The sequence below is a fragment of the Acidobacteriota bacterium genome, from assembly GCA_033549365.1.
Taxonomy (GTDB): domain Bacteria; phylum Acidobacteriota; class Aminicenantia; order Aminicenantales; family Saccharicenantaceae; genus JAWSUF01.
Genome location: JAWSUF010000008.1, coordinates 19612 through 37245, shown reverse-complemented (window position 1 = coordinate 37245; position 17634 = coordinate 19612). Strand labels below are relative to the sequence as shown.

The 17634-nt window shown below is 60.4% G+C and carries 14 protein-coding genes; 6 read left to right on the top strand and 8 right to left on the bottom strand.

Annotated features, from left to right (window positions below):
- Positions 1 to 10: 10 nt before the first annotated feature.
- The 4 genes from SCM96_11545 to SCM96_11530 form a co-directional block, all read right to left on the bottom strand.
- Positions 11 to 1285 (bottom strand): FtsX-like permease family protein, encoded by a 1275-nt coding sequence (locus SCM96_11545; protein ID MDW7761255.1) that lies wholly within the window; start codon positions 1283 to 1285, stop codon positions 11 to 13.
- Entirely contained in the window at positions 1282 to 2457 is a 1176-nt protein-coding gene (locus SCM96_11540; GenBank protein MDW7761254.1) for an FtsX-like permease family protein, read from the bottom strand. The genes SCM96_11545 and SCM96_11540 overlap by 4 nt, the downstream gene beginning before the upstream one ends.
- Before the next feature lie 11 nt (positions 2458 to 2468).
- Positions 2469 to 3170 carry an ABC transporter ATP-binding protein gene (locus tag SCM96_11535; protein MDW7761253.1) on the bottom strand — a complete coding sequence of 234 codons (702 nt, stop codon included), beginning with the start codon at positions 3168 to 3170 and terminating at the stop codon, positions 2469 to 2471.
- A 93-nt stretch (positions 3171 to 3263) separates the two neighbouring features.
- A complete protein-coding gene (locus SCM96_11530) occupies positions 3264 to 4439 on the bottom strand; it encodes a hypothetical protein (protein MDW7761252.1) in 1176 nt (391 codons plus the stop codon).
- Positions 4440 to 4636: 197 nt separating this feature from the next.
- Between SCM96_11530 and SCM96_11525 the strand changes: the two genes are divergently transcribed.
- Positions 4637 to 5254, top strand: coding sequence for a class I SAM-dependent methyltransferase (locus SCM96_11525; GenBank protein MDW7761251.1), 618 nt, complete (start codon positions 4637 to 4639; stop codon positions 5252 to 5254).
- A 71-nt stretch (positions 5255 to 5325) separates the two neighbouring features.
- Here SCM96_11525 and SCM96_11520 read toward each other — a convergent pair whose 3' ends face one another.
- Positions 5326 to 6780, bottom strand: a complete 1455-nt coding sequence (locus SCM96_11520; protein ID MDW7761250.1) for a M20/M25/M40 family metallo-hydrolase — start codon at positions 6778 to 6780, stop codon at positions 5326 to 5328.
- Between the two features lie 147 nt (positions 6781 to 6927).
- Here SCM96_11520 and SCM96_11515 point away from each other — a divergent pair, with 147 nt between their 5' ends.
- The 3 genes from SCM96_11515 to SCM96_11505 are packed head-to-tail and all read left to right on the top strand — an operon-like array spanning position 6928 to position 10240.
- A complete protein-coding gene (locus SCM96_11515) occupies positions 6928 to 7878 on the top strand; it encodes an ABC transporter ATP-binding protein (protein ID MDW7761249.1) in 951 nt (316 codons plus the stop codon).
- On the top strand, positions 7875 to 9122 hold the full coding sequence (locus SCM96_11510; GenBank protein ID MDW7761248.1) for an ABC transporter permease: 1248 nt from the start codon (positions 7875 to 7877) through the stop codon (positions 9120 to 9122). Before SCM96_11515 ends, SCM96_11510 begins: the two co-directional genes overlap by 4 nt.
- Positions 9119 to 10240 carry an ABC transporter permease gene (locus tag SCM96_11505; protein ID MDW7761247.1) on the top strand — a complete coding sequence of 374 codons (1122 nt, stop codon included), beginning with the start codon at positions 9119 to 9121 and terminating at the stop codon, positions 10238 to 10240. Before SCM96_11510 ends, SCM96_11505 begins: the two co-directional genes overlap by 4 nt.
- Before the next feature lie 15 nt (positions 10241 to 10255).
- Here SCM96_11505 and SCM96_11500 read toward each other — a convergent pair whose 3' ends face one another.
- From SCM96_11500 to SCM96_11490, 3 genes are all read right to left on the bottom strand, one after another.
- Complete coding sequence (locus tag SCM96_11500; protein ID MDW7761246.1) at positions 10256 to 12280, bottom strand: serine hydrolase domain-containing protein; 2025 nt, start codon at positions 12278 to 12280, stop codon at positions 10256 to 10258.
- Between the two features lie 117 nt (positions 12281 to 12397).
- On the bottom strand, positions 12398 to 13132 hold the full coding sequence (locus tag SCM96_11495; GenBank protein ID MDW7761245.1) for a class I SAM-dependent methyltransferase: 735 nt from the start codon (positions 13130 to 13132) through the stop codon (positions 12398 to 12400).
- Positions 13051 to 15018, bottom strand: a complete 1968-nt coding sequence (locus SCM96_11490) for a tetratricopeptide repeat protein (protein ID MDW7761244.1) — start codon at positions 15016 to 15018, stop codon at positions 13051 to 13053. Before SCM96_11490 ends, SCM96_11495 begins: the two co-directional genes overlap by 82 nt.
- 144 nt (positions 15019 to 15162) lie before the next feature.
- Here SCM96_11490 and SCM96_11485 point away from each other — a divergent pair, with 144 nt between their 5' ends.
- Both SCM96_11485 and SCM96_11480 read left to right on the top strand, forming a co-directional pair.
- Complete coding sequence (locus SCM96_11485) at positions 15163 to 16155, top strand: 6-bladed beta-propeller (protein MDW7761243.1); 993 nt, start codon at positions 15163 to 15165, stop codon at positions 16153 to 16155.
- Positions 16156 to 16181: 26 nt separating this feature from the next.
- Positions 16182 to 17609: a sialidase family protein gene (locus SCM96_11480; GenBank protein MDW7761242.1), complete on the top strand. Its 1428-nt coding sequence runs from the start codon at positions 16182 to 16184 to the stop codon at positions 17607 to 17609.
- Positions 17610 to 17634 lie beyond the last annotated feature (25 nt).

Here is a 17634-nt window from a genome sequence, read left to right as displayed (position 1 = left end):
TCACCACCCGTCACGTCTCCAGCTCCTTGAAGAGCCGCGCCGTCTGCCTCTTGAAGATTCCGATGCCCGAAAGCGCCGTCCCGATCACGGTTGCGGCCAACCCGGGAATGAAGCCGATATAATAGGACACCGGCGTAATGCGGGTGCGGATGACGGTGGGGAACATCAGGGATGCCCCTTCCATCAGCCCCTCGATGTTGATGCCGTATTTCTGGATGACGCCCGCGATGAAAAGCCCCAGGGCCGTTCCGATCACAGAGCCGGCGATCCCGATGAAGACGGACTCGACGATCATGGCGCCGTAAACGTGTCCCTTTTCCTCTCCCATGGCCAGGCGGACGCCCACCTCGCCGTACCTGCGCAGCCCGCCCAGGAGACCGGCGTTCCACAAGACGAGACCCATGACTCCGACGAACACCAGCGAGATATAGTTCGCCCAGACGTCGGCGAATTGAACGTAGGTTCCCAAAGTGCCCTGGCCGCTCAAGGACTTCATCACCGGCGCGAATTCGTCGGAATCCCCGGCATAAGCCGCATTGAATACATCCGCCGTCTTTCGGGCTTCGGCATCATCGTAAAAACTTCCGGGAAGAAACCCGAGGATTTCGCCGGCGGCGTCGGCCATGTTCAGGGCCAGCCGGGCATCCTCGATGTCCAGAATGATCGTTCCCCGGTCCATGATCTCGACACCGAACGACAGCGTTCCGGCAACCTCGAAATTACGCATCGCCAAGCCGCCGCCCATGTCGGATGCAATGAGGGTGAAGGAATCACCGGGCTCAATGTTCAGTCTCCGGGAAAAAACCTCACTCAGGAGCGCCTGACCCCGAACCTCCGGCAGACTTCCCCTGACGACGGCGCGCCCGAGATCGAGCCGCTCGATTTCACGGGAATCTCCCGACAGAAGGTCCAGGCCGAGTCCCATGGCCGGCCCCTGGGCTCGGGTTTCCCCCTGTTCGTCGGGCACGTCGACCAGCCCGGCGAACCGAATGCGCGGAGCCCAAACCATGCCCGGGAATTTTTCCGCAAGCTCTTCCTTCAGGGCGGCCGTTCCGACCAGGGCCAGGTCGTTGGGGATCAGGTCGGCCTCCTCGGCGTAAGCCCGGGTCATGACCTTCACGTGACCGTAGGAGAACTTGGCGTTCAACTCGATGGAATCCCCCATGAAGCCTTTGATATAGGCATGCATCGCCACCGTCAACATGACTCCGGCGGTCACCACGATGACCGGCAGGAGGCTGCGGCTTCTGTCGCGGATGAGCCCTTTAATCAGGAACCTGATCATTGGAGCTTCCCTCTCAGGGCGTCCGTGGGATTCATCTTGGCGATCTTTCGCGAAGGCAGGTAGCTGACAACGGCCGTGGTCACGGTCACCAGGAGCGTCGTCGACACCACAAGGCCGGCCGTGTAGACGGGATAGAGGGTCTGTGCGATCGACATGCCGAATTCGCTCACATCCATGGGCATGGTCCAGCCGACCTTGGCCTGCCATGCAAGGAAGGGAAGTCCGTAGAGCGCGGCGACGAATGCCGCCAGCACGGAGTGCATGGCGCCTTCCACGGTGAACAACCCGACCACTTCGCCGCGCGTATAACCCAGGGCAATATACGTGCCGATCTCCTTCTGGCGCCGGAATATGGAAAACACCTGAGTGTCGAAAACGGCCAGCATGGCCAGCAGCAGCAACATGGCATAGAAAATCGACTGCCCGACGGACTTGGCCCGGATCATGTCATCGACCTGGCGGGTGAGTTCCGTCCAGGTTTTCAGGGTCCAGCTCGGGATTTCAGGCCGGGGCGCCTCTCTGTCGCGGAAGGTGAGAATCGTCGCCCGCTTTTCGAGACCGGTCATCCGGCGCAGGCGTTCAAGCGGAACATAGATCTGCCCGGCCTCGGCCGACGGCACATTGGAGGAGAAGATGGCCATGATATCGATTTCCGCGGCATCGAAGGTCCCTTGAGCATCGCGCCAGCGGACGGTGACGCGGTCGCCTACGTCGAGACGGGCGCTCTCGGCCGTGGCCATGCCGATAAAGGCGGGGACGGCATCCGTCGGCGATTCGAGGCTGTCCGTCGGCAGCTTCCAGATGGTCTGACCCGGGTTGATGCCTTTGATCATAATCGAGAGCATGCGGCCCTGAGGGAAAATATGTCCCGGCACGACCAGGACGGGCTCCATGCCGCCGGCCTGAATTTCCTCCTCGAATTCGGCGGGAACGGGAGCGTGGCTGATGTCGAGCGTCAGCGGATCGTAGGGATCGTAGGTTTCCTGCCAGTACTGCCCGCCGCCGATCTCATAGTGCGTCATGTCCATCTTGGCCTGGTGGTCCCACCCGACCAGGATGCCCTTGACCCAGATGATCGACACGAAGGCCAAGGACAGGATGAAGACATTGAGCCATGTGCGCAGCCCGGCGCCGATCAGGTTGCGAAAGGCCAGTTTGAATGCGAGTTTCACGGCGCCTCTCCCTAGTCCTTCCGGACGATTTCGTCCTTGTCGACCCGGCCGTCGAACAGATGGATCTTGCGGCGCAGGTAGCCGATGACCTTATCGTCGTGCGTGGCAAACAGGAGAGTCGTTTGGAGTTCCCTATTGAGGGTTTCCATGGTTTTCAGGATATTGTGCGAGTTGGCCGCGTCCAGGTTGGCCGTCGGTTCGTCGGCCAGCACCAACGCGGGCCGCTTGACCATGGCCCGGGCGATGGCCACCCGCTGGCTCTCGCCCCCCGAGAGTTGGGGCGGCTTGGACTTCACCTTGTCCGTGAGCCCCACCCATTCCAGGGCATCCATGACCATCTTCCGGCGTTCAGAACCGTTGAGCTTCAGGAGAAGCAGAGGGAATTCCACGTTTTCGAAGACCGTGTGTACCTGCAGCAGGTTGTAGCTCTGGAAGATGAATCCGATGCTCTCCTTGCGGAGCCGGGCGGCTTCTCTTGGATTGAGGTCGCCGACCGATTGACCCAGTACGGTCACTTGCCCCTCGGTCGGGACATCGAGCGAGCCGACGATATTAAGCAGGGTTGTCTTGCCGGATCCGCTGGGACCGATCAGGCCGGCAAACTCGCCCTTGCCGAAATCGAGGTCGATGTCCCGGAGAGCCGTAAATTCCCCCTTTCCCATGGGAAAGCGTTTGACGAGGCCGCGGATTTGAATGATGGGCATGTGTTCCATATTAATTAATACGCATGCGTAAGTCAAAAGTTGACGGATCCCCCCGAGCCCGAAAAGCGGAAGCCTGAGACAGGACGAGGGCGCGGGGCGCGGTCAATGGTTGAGCACGACCATGACCTGGAACCCTTTCCCGGCAAACATCCGGGCACCTTCCGACTGCTGGGGCAGTTGAAAGACCTTTGGATTCCAGAAGGCCATGATGTAAAAAGCAACGCGGTCGCGCTGCCGCTTCCAGTTGACGAACGCATAGGTATTTCCATGGGTCCAGTCGCGATAGACAATCCCACCGAGACTGTCGAGAATGCTCAGGGGATAGGACAGGGATACGGCGGAAAAATGAGTCATGTTGCCGAACGCAAAAGGCTCCCGGTCTTGGGAAAACAGCAATTGCTCGCCTATCGCGTGTAGGCCGTTACCCAGTCCGAAAGTATAGTCCAGGCCCAGGTTCCAAATCTGCTGGTTGGCGAATTGTCCAACCTCTCCCCGCTTATTGATCCAAGCCCCTTCGAGCCATAGCCCCACCCCGACATCAACCTTGACGTCGAAGCCGTAGCGGTTTTCGGGCATCCGGAGCGGCTCGGATCCCGAAAAACCAAGGGATGACAGATCGGCCGTTCGGCGGTGGAAGGACAGCGCCGCCTCGCCGCGCGGCACGGGGACCTGGGCCCGCCCGCCGAACTCCGGCGTCCTCGCGGCCGACCCGCCGATCTCCCAAGTTTTCGGCCCTTCGTTCCCGTAAAGCCCCCACAGCCAGATATTGGCGTTGTTGAGGAAGGTGTATCGGCCCAGCAATCCCCAGACGCCGTCGGTGAGCTGCAGCGGATCGCGGGGGTCGACCTGGTCGAACCACATGAGCGGCCGGAGCATGGCGGCCGATCCGAAATTGATCTTCTGCAGGCCCAGCCGCAACTCCAGTTGGGGCGTTGCGAAGCGCGCCCAGGCCCGATAGGGTTTGACGCCGCCGTCCGTATCCCACGTATTGAAAGCCTTCGCGCCGCCGCTTCCGTAAACATTGGCCGAAAGCTCGAAATCGATCTGACGGCTTTTCTCCGAAATCGCCCGGAAATTGATCTGGGGAATGTAGCGCGCCCCCAGCCACAAGGGAAAATCATTCCCGGGATTGACGTTGGTCCAGGCCGAGGCCTGCCCCCGGAAGGTCAAGGCCGTCCCGGCCTGCAGCGCGCCGGCAAACAGCATCAGGCTTACGCTTAGCCAGGCCCGACCCATTTCCAGGGCCACAAGATTTCGACAACATCTCGTTTTCGACATTTCTGATTTTTTGTATATCACAGGGTTTCAAAGGTATCAAATGCAGCGGCCCAACGCCCGTCGGAGGAGGCGGAACACATTCCGAATTTCCCCTTCATCATGGCACGCGATGGATAGCCGCAGGTATTCCGACGCCCCGTCGCAGGCGGCCGGCCGTTCTTGACTCCGTCCGGACCGCCGCCTATGATGGTCGCGGCATGAACTGTCCGCTCTGCAAACACCCCGGAAAACTTTTTTTCAGAAACGATTTCTTTGCCTGTGACGGCTGCTCGGGCCTCTATAGAAACAAAACGTTCTATCCGACTCCGGAAGAGGAGCGGAAAAGATACGAAGAGCACAACAACGATGTCCATGACGAAAATTTCCGGAAATTCGTCTCCCCCGTCACCCGGCATGTGCTCGCCCATTTCCGGCCCGATCATCGCGGCCTCGATTTCGGCTCGGGAACCGGGCCCGTGGTCTCCGAGGTCCTCAAAGGGAAGGGCTATGACATCCGCCAATACGACCCGTTTTTCGCCGACGACCCGGCGCTTCTCAGGGAAAACTATGACTACATCGTGTGCTGTGAAGTCATGGAGCATTTTCACGATCCGGACGCGGAATTCCGGATGTTGCACAGGCTTCTGAAGTCAACCGGTCATTTGATCTGCATGACGCATTTGTATGGCGAGCGGATCGAATTCAAGCGCTGGTATTACAAAGAGGACAAGACCCACGTTTTCATCTATCACCGCGATACGATCCGGCACATCGCCGGGAATTATGCGTTCAAGGATTATTCCATCGACGACAGACTGATCGTCTTTCAAAAATAGAAAAAACCCGGACGCGCTGACAGCCAGGCGGCGGAGCCGGTTTTCCAGACGGGGCCGCACGGGGCGAGAGATCAGCGGTCGGCGAAGAGATAGGCCGCGCGCAGGGTCAACCGGGCGAGGTCGGCCATGATTTCGGGGTTGACCCGGTAAATCGAGTCGCCGGGGCGATGGTAATCGGGAAAAGGCCCGTTGGTCATGAAGTAAACGCAGGGCACACCCTTGTTGAAGAAAGCCGTGACATCGCCGCCGCGAACGCCCGGTGGCGTCATCGGCCGGGTTGCGGCCATCAAGGCCGAGGATTCATCTGCCTTGAGAAGGGCCTCTTTCAACCCCGCCGGTTCGACTGAGACGGATGCGAAGGCTCGGTCGCCCGCCCCGACCATGTCGTAGTTGAACATGGCCGCCATCTTTTCAAACTGCGGCGGCAGGTTGTCGGCGAAATAGTCGGATCCCTGCATGCCTTTCTCCTCCCCGCCGAACAGCACGACCAGGATTGAGCGTTTGGGCCGGATTGACGGATCGGCCAGAGCTTTGGCAACGCCCATCAGCACCGCGCTGCCGCTGGCGTTGTCGTTGGCCGCCGGGCAGAAGAAGCCCATGTGCTCGCCCACGCCGTCGAAATGTCCCCCCAGAATGACGACCTCGCGGCGCAGCCGTGGATCCCGGCCCTCGATCCAGCCGACGATATTATAAGATTCGGCAGCGGGATCAAAATGGGTTTTCACCCGGTACTTGAGACGGGCCTGGACGGGGAAACTGATCGGACGCCGATAAGTCTGGAGATCGCGTCGAATCCGGGCGCTGGTGATGCCCTGTTCTTTGAAAAGCTGATCAGCGAAGTCTTCGCTGATCATCATCGGGGTGAAGCCGGGCGTAAAATCCCCATTGGGATGGATGCTGACTTCGGGATAAATATAAACCAAACCCACAGCCCCTTTGTCCTTGGCCACTTTCATGCGGGTGCGGTGCTCGTCATGATACTGGAAGCGGGGATCCCGGGTGGGCGTACCCCGGAAACACATGGCGAATTTGCCGCGCACATCGACGCCCGCGAAATCGTCGTAACCCAGCTCGGGGGCGCTGATACCCCAGCCGACGAAGACGAGATCGGACGTCGTTTCTCCGCTGTCACTGAAAACCAGGGGCAAGAAATCCTTCATCGCTTCCGCGGTCAAAACCGCGGTGACGCTTTCCTTGTCTCCCTCGGACTTCCAAACCTCGGCTTCGAGAGCAGCCGATTCGACGACCGACAAGGGCGAGGGAAAAGATTGAAGATATCCCTGTTTTTCATCGATTGGACGCAATCCCCAGGATTCGAACTTTGCCGCCGCCCATCGGGCGGCTTTGTCATATCCGGGATGACCGCTCAGGCGGCCGCCGAACTCCTTACCGGTCAACACTTTGACCCAATCGTATAACTCGATGGCGGAAATCCGGGTTTCGGCTTTGCTCCAGGCCGGCGCCGCGACGGCAAACGAAACGGCTGAGGCGGAGATGAGAATCCAGGCCGCAAGATGTTTCTTCATGAACGTCTCCTTGTTCTCCTTATATGGCTTTGTCATGTTTTTGATTATAAACCATCCGCCTTGTTATCCCAACTGAACGGAATCCTTTGGAATTATAAAGCCGTTCGGGTGATTCTCAAGAGTCGATTTTTCTGGTAGGATCGGGCGATGGAAAAACCAACCCTCGATATCCGGAAACTCGGCAAGTCCTACGGCGAAACCGTCGCCCTCGACAATTTCAGCCTGACCGTCGACGGAGGTGAAGTGCTGGGTCTTCTCGGCCCCAACGGCGCCGGGAAAACCACGCTCATTTCCATCCTGTCCGGAACCCTCGGCGGCTTCAGCGGCACGGTGCTTTTCCAGGGCCGCGATCTCTTCTCCGACCGCCGCCTGAAGAACCGGATCGGCATCGTCCCCCAGGACATGGCCTTTTACGCGGAACTCAGCGCCCGCGACAACCTGCTCTTCTGGGGCGGTCTCTATGACATCCCCCGCCCGCGCCTCAAGCGCCGCATCGAGGAGCTTCTGGAGCTCGTCGAATTGAAGGAGCGCAGCCGGGAGCCCGTCAAGCGCTTTTCAGGGGGCATGAAGAGACGCCTGAATACGGCCATCGGCCTGATTCACGAACCCGAGCTTCTGCTCCTCGACGAACCCACCGTCGGCATCGACGTCCAGGCCAAGGTCGGCATCCTGGAGATCATCCGCCGGGCCGGAGAGGCCGGAACGGCCGTGATTTTCACCACGCATCAGTTGGCCGAAGTCGAGGACACCTGCTCGCGGATCGCCATCATGGACCGCGGCGCAGTCCTGGCCCAGGGCAGCCTGGCCGAGCTCGTCCGCATCGTCGGAGAGCGGGAACTCGTCGATGTCAGCGGCGAATTCACGGCCGACGCCTTTTCGCGCGCCCTGAGCAACTCGCCGGCCCTGGCCCAAGACGGCGTCGAGCTTCTTTCCGTCGCCGACAACCTGGCCCACCTGTCTTTCGCCGCCACCGACAAGATCCCCCTTCTGCTTGAGGTTCTCTTCGAAAACGGCATCCGGGTCGCCGATCTGAAGATCAAGTCGCCCAACCTGGAAAGCGTCTTTCTGAAACTCACCGGCCGGAGCCTGCGCGAGTGAAGCGGACGCTCCTGATCATCGTCAACGACCTTAAGCGAAGGCTGAAGTCTCCCCTCTCCGTGATCGTCCTTCTGGCCGTTCCGGTGGTCATGACCGCTCTCATCGGCTCGATCTTCGCTCCCCGGGAGGGCGAGAGCATCCTGCCGCGGATCAAGATCCTGGCGGTCGACAACGACAAGACTCCGGTCTCTAAGATCCTTCTGGCCGCCTTCGACAACTCGAATCTGAAGGACATGTTCCAGGTCACTCTGGTGACCGGAGACGAAGGCGAAAAGCTGATGTCCGACGGCAAGGCCTCCGCCCTGCTGGTCATCCCGGAGGGATTCGGCGCCAGGCTCCTGAAAGCCGAAGAGGTGGAGCTCGATCTCATCAAAAATCCCTCCGAACAGTTCCTGCCCGAAGTCGTCGAGGAGTTCCTGCGCACTCTGGCCGTCATCGTCTCCGGATTCGTCCAGGTCTTCGAAACGGAACTGAAGGCGATCGACGCCCTGCTGGCCGCCGACCTCAAGGACATCTCGATCACCGAGGTGACGCCTTATCTGGAGGCCGGAAAAGCGAAGATCGAAGCCCTGGCCGCCTACCTCGACCCCCTCCTTCTGGAGTTGAAGACCGAACAGGAGAAGGCCGCGGATGCCGAAACGACAGCCGGGCCGGATCTCAACGTCTTCGCCTACATCATGCCCGGGATGGCCATCCTCTTCCTTCTTTTCATCGTTGAAATTTTCATGCGCGACCTCCTGGCCGAACGGGAAGACGGAAAAATCCGGCGCATGATGTTCTCGCCGCTTTCCGGCGGCGAGCTCATTCTGGCCCGGATTGCGAGCGGGACGGCGGCCGGACTTCTGGCCTTTTTTGTCATGACGGCTTTCGGGTCCGCCGTTTTCTCCATCCAGTGGGGCCCCTTTCCTTCGCTTCTTCTATTGGCCGCCGTGACCTGCTTCTGGACGGCGGCCTTTTTCGGGCTCCTCACCGGATTCTTCCGCAACCGCAACCAGGCCGCGGCCTTCACCGCCCCGATCATCCTCGTTTTCGGCGTCTTCGGCGGCAGCATCATTCCCGTTGAGGTCATCCCCGCCGGACTTCGCTGGGTCAGCTTGATCACCATCAACCACTGGTTCATCTCGGCGGCCGGAGATATCCGGGCCGGGCTGTTCCCGGCGACGCCTCTTCTCGTGATCGGCTGTTCGGCCGCGCTTCTCTTCGTTCTGGCCGTGCCTGTTCTGAATCGAAGGATCGTCCGGTGAAACACATCCTCCATATCGCCGTCAACGATCTGAAGCTTATGGTCAGGGACAAGACCTTCTTCTTTTGGGCCCTGGCTTTCCCCCTGCTCTTCATCCTGGTTTTCGGCAACATCTATCGCGAGGACAGCACCCGGCCGACAGCGGCTCTCGTTGTTCTCAACCAGGACGAGGGGCCCTGGGGCGCCGCCTTCATCGAAAGCCTGGACTCTCCGGGACTGGAAATCACGGTCGTCGACACCGAACCGGAAGATTACATCCGCATGCTTGTCCTGCCGCCGGATTTTTCCAGGAAAATCGAGGACCGCAAAGCCCAACAGCTGATCCTGAAAAAGAGCCCGGGCATGAACGTCCGGGCCGCCGCCCAGGCGGAGACCCGCATCATCCAGGGCATCGCCCGCCTGATCTCGGAATTGATCCTTTACGGAGACCGCGACCCGGCGGACTTTTTCCGGGACCGGCCTGAGTTCCGCGACATCCTGGACATCCGCTCGCGGTTTCCCGATGAGACAGCGACCCGGACCCCCTCAGGGTTCGACCACGTCATCCCCGGCATCCTGGTCCACTTCATCATGATGATGGTCCTGATCTACGGCGGAGTCTCCGTTCAGGAGGATCGCAGAAACGGCGTCCTGACGCGGCTGCTCTACGGCCCGCTGTCCCGGTCCCATATCTTCGGGGGAAAATTCCTGGGCCGCCTGATGATGGGTCTTTTGCAGGCGCTGATTCTCATCGGCATCGGCATCCTGTTCTTCTCCCTGAACCTCGGCAATTTTCTCTTATCGAGCCTCAACGTGATCGTCTTCGCCATGACCATGGCCGGTCTGAGCATCCTTCTGGGCTCGCTCATCGCCAAGGAAGACCTGATGATCGGCCTGTCCATTCTCCTGGCCAATCTGTTCGCGGGTCTCGGCGGCTGCTGGTGGCCGATCGAGGTCGTCCCTCCGACCGTCCGCGCCCTGGGCGTCATTTCGCCGGCCTACTGGGCTATGGACGCTTTTCACAAGGTCATCTTTTTCAACAAGGGCGCAGCCGACGTGCTTGTCAACTTCGCCGTGCTGCTCTCGTTCACCGCGGTTTTCGCCGCCATGGCCGGACGCGGGTTCCGCCTCCGCGACTGAACCCGCTGAGAAGACTCAATACACACCGGCGCCGATGATGCGCCAGAGCCACAATTGGACGGTCAGAAACGCAAGGGCCCCGGCGAACAGCGTGAAGTGCAGCCGCCTAAAAATCCCCCATCCCGAGCGTGCCCAAACCGCCCAGAGGGCGACGATCATGGTCAAAGCCGCCGCGGCAACGATCCAGCCGGCATAGTGAACGAGATACATGCCCGCATTGGGGTAGTTCCCCGTCATTTTGCTCAGGTCGAAATCCGCCATTCCGGCCGAAAGCCCGACGATCGCTGCGATGAGGAGCACAACGGCCAGGACCGCCGCGAGGGCCACTCCGCCGATCAGGCGGGAGGCCTGGCCCGGGGCGTCGCGCCGGCCGAACCTCTTCCAGGCACCGAGCGTGGTGGTCAGGGCCAGAAGCACGGCCAACCCGAAGGCCGCAAAGAGCGAACCGGGAGTCCGGAACTGTCCCGCCTTTTCCAGGATTCCCCAGGGATAGGCCATTGCGCGCACCTTGCCTTTCTCGTTGCGAATGACCGCAAGGCGATCGCCGAAGGCGTTTTCGAAAAGCTCCCCGGCGCCGGGCATGCGATGGAAATAATCGCTCCTTCCCTGGGCGCTCAAAACCAGGCTCCGGTCGGAGACCGGTTCGACCGTCGCAGCCGTCGCCAGGGCGAGAATCGCTGAAAACGATGTGAACACCCGGCGACTTTCGTAATAAGTCCCGGCCAGTTCGGCCAGGACTTTCCCGTCGTCCTTTTCGACCAGGGACGGCCGGTAGGAATAGTTGAGGAAACGGTCCAGCACCAGATCCGGAATCTCGACCATGGGAGAAAACTCGCGGGCGTTGTTCTGGGACATGAAAATCCCCAGCCTCAGTTCAGGGACCAGAACCATGTTGGTCAGAAAGGCCGCGGTGCCACCGCTGTGGCCCAGGGTCCTCAGGCCGCGATGGGGCCGGTCGATGAACCCATGGGCGATGTCCGTGGCTCCACTCGGCAGATCCGTGAAAGCGCGGGTCCACATCGCGGCATGGGTTTCGGCCGAGAGCAGACGGACGCCCTCGAGCTCCCCGCCGTTCAGGTGAAAGCGCATCCAGCGCGACATGTCGACAGCCGTCGACGCCATCCCGCCCGCGGGCCAATAGGCACCGATTTGCATGAATCCCTGCGGCCCCAGGGCGCCCTTTTCCGGCCGGTATCCCGAAACCTGGCGCTCGCGCAGGGCGGCGTCCATGGCGGACGGCGGCGTCCATGTGGTGTCGCGCATCTTCAGAGGATCCAGAATCCCGCGCTGCAGGAAATCGCCGTAGGGCATTCCGATGACATCCTCAACGATTTGAGCGGCGAGGGCCGCACCCCAGTTGGAATAGGCGAACTGCATCCCCGGCGGAAAGACCCGCGCGGGCTGGTGCGCCGCCAGGATTTCGGCCAGAGTGCGGGGATCGTCGTCGGAGACGGCGAACAGCCGGAACGAATCCTCGAAGCCCGCCCGGTGATGCATGAGATGCCGCATGGTAACGGGGCGACCGAACGCCTCGCGCACCTTGACCGCCTTGAGATAGGTGTTAACGTCCGCGTCGAGATCGATGAGGCCGCGCTCGGCAAGCATCATGACCGCAGTCCAGGTGAAGGTCTTTGAGACCGAGCCGATCCTGAAGAGAGTCCGATCGGCGGACACCGGATTTCCGCTTTCGAGATCGACCGCGCCGTAGCCCCGGGCCAGCCACAGGGCGTCGTCCTTGACGACGGACAGGGTCAGGGCCGCCAGTTTATGACCGGTCCGATGCGCCGCAACGAGGCCGTCGATAAACTCCGCGAGGGTTTCGGGGGAATCCTCGACAGGCTGTCCCGTTTCTTGAGCATCCGGCACTTCGACTTTTTTCTCGGCCGGGTCCTGTTCAGGCGGCTTAATCTCCTGGGCAAACCGTGCGGAAGCTTCAATCTCTCCGCCTGCGGCCGCCGCTGCGGCAACCGGTACGGCGGCCAGGACCGCAACCACAAGACAAATATTCAAAGCTTTCGGCCATGTTTCTTTCCGATTCACGGCACAACCTGTAAGAATTATTTTCAGGAGGCGGGTTTGAGGCCGACGAATATGCGCTGACGATAATCCCCCTCGCCGAGGAGGAAGCGGTCGTAGGCGTGATCCAGGCTTGCGGTTTCAACCTCGAGCCCGAATTCCGCGAAGAGCGCCGTCCAGGCTTCCAGTGGAAATACGCCCAGAATGTAACGTTCGGTCTCGATCGCCAGGGCGGATGAGATAGACGAGGGTCGCCTCGTATTGATCCGGTCTCTTCATAAGGCGCCGGTTGTTTTCGAAGATCGTGATGTCCACACTCTCTCTTGAGCCTGAGTATGCGAAATTGTTTTCCCGGAAGTCCTCGGCAACCAGAGCCGTGATCAGAAGCGCGCCGCCGGGTTTCAGATGACGGAAGGCCGTATCGACCGCCTTGCGCAGGTCGGCCGGGGTCGCCATGTAGCCGATGGAATCGGGAATGGCGACGGCATCGAACAGTTCTTTCAGCCTGACATCCCGCATGTCGCCGAGGATGTAGACGGCCTCGGGGTTCCGGCCGCGGGCGATCTCCAGCATGCCCTCACTGATGTCGACTCCGGTGATCTCGAAGTGCCGCTTGAGAGTGTGGTCGTGGCCGCCGGCACCGCAGCCGAGGTGAAGCAGCGTTTTGACCGGGATTCGGGCCCTCCCGGAGATCAGTTTCGCGAGAAATTCCGCCTCTTCTTCATATTCCTCCGGCGGAGCGATGGTCGTTTCCGTCCAGGCCAGCTTATTGTAGGCCGTCCATTTTTTTAAGCCTATTTCCCGTCGGCGATGAGGGCGATGAAGTCCTTGGCCTTCTCCTTGAAATACGGGTGTTCGCCGGCACGTCGGACCCACTCCAGAGCTTGGCGGAGTGATCCGGCATTGAAATATCCGGCCGCGGCATTGAAAGAGGCCGTTGCCCCGCTCAGACGCGTTTTCTCCGCCTGGAACGCCTTCCGGACCAGGAGCCTCCCCTTTCGATCCTCGGGCAGGTCCGATTCCTTGATTTGCGCGATTTTTTCCCGTATCGCCTTCTCGTCGAATTCGAAACCCCGGGCCGCAATCATATAGTTCAAGGCGGATTCCGTCCAGGCGGACCTCATCGCACAAAGCTTGCCGAGGTGGAAGAACGCTTCGGACTCGCCGGCGTCGATTTCGACGGCCGTCTTGAAGTCCGTTTCGGCGGCCTCGAAAAGGCCGCGTTCGAAGGCGATCGTTCCGGCCAGCGTGAAAACCCGGGCGGCGGGCAGAATCATCTTGGCCTTTTCGACGGCCGCCGCCGCTCTCTCTCTTTCGCCCAACGCATGACGGTTGAACGCCAGCCAGAAAAAGGCCTCACCCGAAAGCGCGGGACCGCGAACCGGGAGGTCCTCCAGGATGGGGACAGCCTCGGCCGGACGCCCCAGAAGACTCAGGCTGACGGCCATTCCGAGCCGGGCTTCCTTGTAATCCGGCGCCTGTTCCAGCGTCTTTTCGTAGAACACGAGACCGCGATCGAACTCTTCCGTTCCCATGTTGACGCTGGCCAGAAGAATGGCGATGAGCGGCGATTCCGGAATGCCCTCCCAGGCCCGAAGAAGATGTTTTTCAGCCGTGAGCAGAAATCCGCCGGAGACCGCGGCCCGGCCCAAAGCGAGAAAAGATTCGTGGAATTCGGAATCCTCCGCGGCGATCTCTTCCAGAAGCGGGACGTCGGAAGGCGCCATCGCCGCCCGCTTGAATTTCAGAAGGCGCGAACCGGGAAACATCGCCCGGGCCTTGTCCAGATCCGCGATCGCCTCATCGGTTTTGCCGGAGTATTCCTGAAACAGCGCATTGAAAAACGCGAAAAACGGTCCGTCCGCAGCTTTCACCGCGAACAGCTCTCCCGCCGCGGCCGCCGCCAGATTCATCGCTTCGCGGCCGGGTTCCGCGTAAGGGTTGTCATCCCAGATGCCGAGGGTCATGACAGGCACGAAATCCGCGATCGCGGCGGCCGCCGCCGGCACGGCGGGGTTCTCCGCGGTTCGGATGAGCTCGCGGGCTTTCGCCAGGTAGGCCGGGTTTCGAATCCCCATCTCCCTGGCCCTGGCGGCCAGAAGGAGCGCCGCATCGGCATAGAAAGCCGCAAACCGTCCGCTGTCGGGAACGGCGGTTTCAATATCCTGATAAAGGGCGAAAGCCCGGCGCAGATGGACATAACCGCCCCGTTCAACCAGAGTTTCGGCTTCGGCGATCTTCTCTTCGATCCGGGCGACCTCCGCCGGGTCCAGAGCGAGGGGGGGAGCCTCCCCTCCCGCGGGCGGCGGAGAAACGGCCGGGCGCACAGCGCAACCGACGAAAACCACCGCAGCAAAAAAAAGAAACAAGATCCGTTTATTCATGCCGATTCTCCTTTTCTCTCTTCTCCGGGACCTCCTGCAGATGAAGACATAATCGTAGGTCCCCAGAAAGACGATGGCAACCAGTTCGTAGATCAAAAGGGGCGTCCGGAGCTTGTATCGGTCGGATGTCACTTTCTCCGTGCGATAAAGCGCATAGCGGAAATCCCGGCCGGCGACATCCGCCGGTCGTTCCCGGGAGCGCTGAAGGTATCGGAACAGGAACATATAGCCGCCGCGCCGGGCCTCCTGTTTCCAGACAAGATTCGTCAGTGCGTCCCTCTCATACGAAACGCGGGTCAGGCGGTAAGGCACGAAAAGCGTCGCGGCGAGAAAAAGCCCGCCGAAAATGAAGAGGATCCTGCGCCGGCACCGTCTCATGGTCTATCCTCATGGATGATTTCGCCTGACCTCTCCCAAATGTTTACATGTAGCTTCATTATTTCGGCTAAACATTCGGTTAGAGCGCAGCGTATACATTTTGATTGTGATATAATCCCAACACATCTTTCATGGGGGTGAAACATGAAAAGAGGCCTCCTTATCCTGGCCGCCTTCCTTTTAATTTTCCCGATCCCGGGCACTCCGGCGACCGGGCCGGAACCGGGCGTCGCGCAGACCTCGCCCTATACCCTGAAGCCCGACCTGTCCATCGGCGTCGAAGAGGGCGAGGACGACCTGATGTTCGGGTCGATCTCCCGGATCGACCTCGACGGCAACGGCAACATCTACATTCTCGACTACAAGATGCGCCGGGTCGTCGTCTGCGATCCCGACGGTCGCCATATGAGAACGATCGCCGTGCCCGCCGGACAGGGACCCCGCGAAGCCACGAACATCAGCGGCATCGCCGTGACGCCGGGAGGAACGCTCTTCATCAACGACGGCCGCAAGGTCATCGTCTACGGCCCGGACGGCGAGTTCACCCGATCGTTCAAGACGGACTTCATGATCTCCTCGATCGGCTGTCCGGGAACGGAGGAGCTCATCGCCATCGGCCCGAAAGACGGCCGCATCCTCCATGTCTTAGACAAGGACGGAAAACTCCTGGAGTCCTTCGGCGAAACCTTCGCACCGCCGTCCGATCTCCTGCCCATGAAGGACATGCCCATGATCGGCGCACCCCTCCTGTTCAACAGCTCCAAGGACGGGCGGATGTTCGTCCTCAATCCCCACAAGTACGAAGTCTCCGTTTTCCGGAATCGGCATCTCGAAAGCGTCCTCACAGGAAAAAACGAGCATTTTCACCCCATTCAGAGGAAGGGCAATGCCTTTTTATCCACAGCCGTCCATATCGTCGCCCTCGGAGAGACCGTCTTTGTCTGCTTCCAGGCTCACCCCGTCTTACATCAGTCACCCCCGATCGCCTGGCACAAAGCCGACATTTTCCTGCTCGGCAAACAGGTCGGGTCGATCGATTTTCCGGGGACGCCCCACGTCGCCGATGACCGGGGCCGGATCTATTTCGCGGAGGAGGAGGAATTCCCGCGCGTCGTCCGCTACACATTGATCAACTGACAAGATATAATCAGAAGGCGAGCATCATGATGCACGGGCATTGGATCGGGATCAGGCATCTTCTCCTGCTGACCGTCCTGACTCCGGGCTTGTTTCAATCGCGCGGCTGTGACCTCCGGGACTTCACTGAAATCACGATTTCTCCCCGGACCATCGTGGCCGGCCTCGGGGATGTCGAACTTCAGGTGAGCGCCGGCTTCATTCTGGAGGGGACTTCGATCCGGGTTGACGGCGTGGTTTATCCGTCCTCAACCGTGAGCATGAGCACGTTGTCCTGCATTCTGCCCAGGGAGGCCACGCTTCCCTCCGATATCGCCATGCCGCAACGAACGGCCGTCGTCGAACTCGTCGACGCCGCCGGACGGCCTCTTTCGGATCCGGCCGAGCTGACTATCCTGCGCGATTACCGATGGAGCCCGCCGATTTGGATTGCGGACCTCCCTCACCCGGACCGAATGACCGTTTATCGGACCGCGACCGGCAGCCTAATTCTGCTCTTTCGGCAGGACCGCAACCTGCATCTGGCCGTCTCCCGCGACGGCGGCTCGAACTGGGAAGTCGATCGCGATTTTTTCGCGCTGGCCGACCGCTATGAACCGTATTTCTTCATCCCCCGGGATGAAGACACTTATCGCCTGTTCTTTATGGCGGACGGCGCCGTCGCCTTTACCATTCTGACCCGAATTCCGGCCGAACCCGTCATTCGTCGTCTGCCATGGACGCAGGGATGCAGCAGCTTCCGGGCCGCCCTCGACAACCGGGATCGTCTCCATCTTATCTGGGACTATCAAAATTTCTCCGGTCCCAGCCGGATTCACCATGCCTATTCCGACGATTTGGGCGATGGCTGGAGCGAACCTTCCATGGTCCTGGATGATCCGGGGTATTGGCCGTTTTATATGGGCATCAACGGCCTGGCCGCGCACAACGGCGAATCGGTCTTCGTCTCCTATGTCATCAATCAGGGCCGATACCAGTTCGACAGGGGGCGCCGGAGCCGTGACGGCGGATTGACCTGGACCGACGGCACTCCCCTTGACTGGGAAAAGACCGTCTTCTTCACCGATGATTCCATCGTCCGCCACGGCCGGACCATGTACATCCCCTACATGTACAAGCCCTTCATCAGCCGAAGCACCGATGGGGGCGACACCTGGACAACGGTCTTCTACCCTGAGAACGAGCCTTATTCGACGATCGGCTGGATCATTCCCGACTCCTGGGGCAACCTGCTGGGTGAGCTGACCGACAGTGCGGCGGGGACAAAAGTCATGATCCGTTCTTTTGACAACGGAGCCTCCTGGATCATTCCGGATGACACCGATCCCAACCTTCCGCCCGGCCATTCTCTGACGGGAGCGAGCGTCGATGAACGGGGGAATGTCCTGCTGTTCAGCAGCTCCTATCAAAGCGGAGGGTTATGGATGAGCCGGGCCCGGGACCGCGAAGATTAGCGGCCTCCGTGGCAGCTCGACCTTC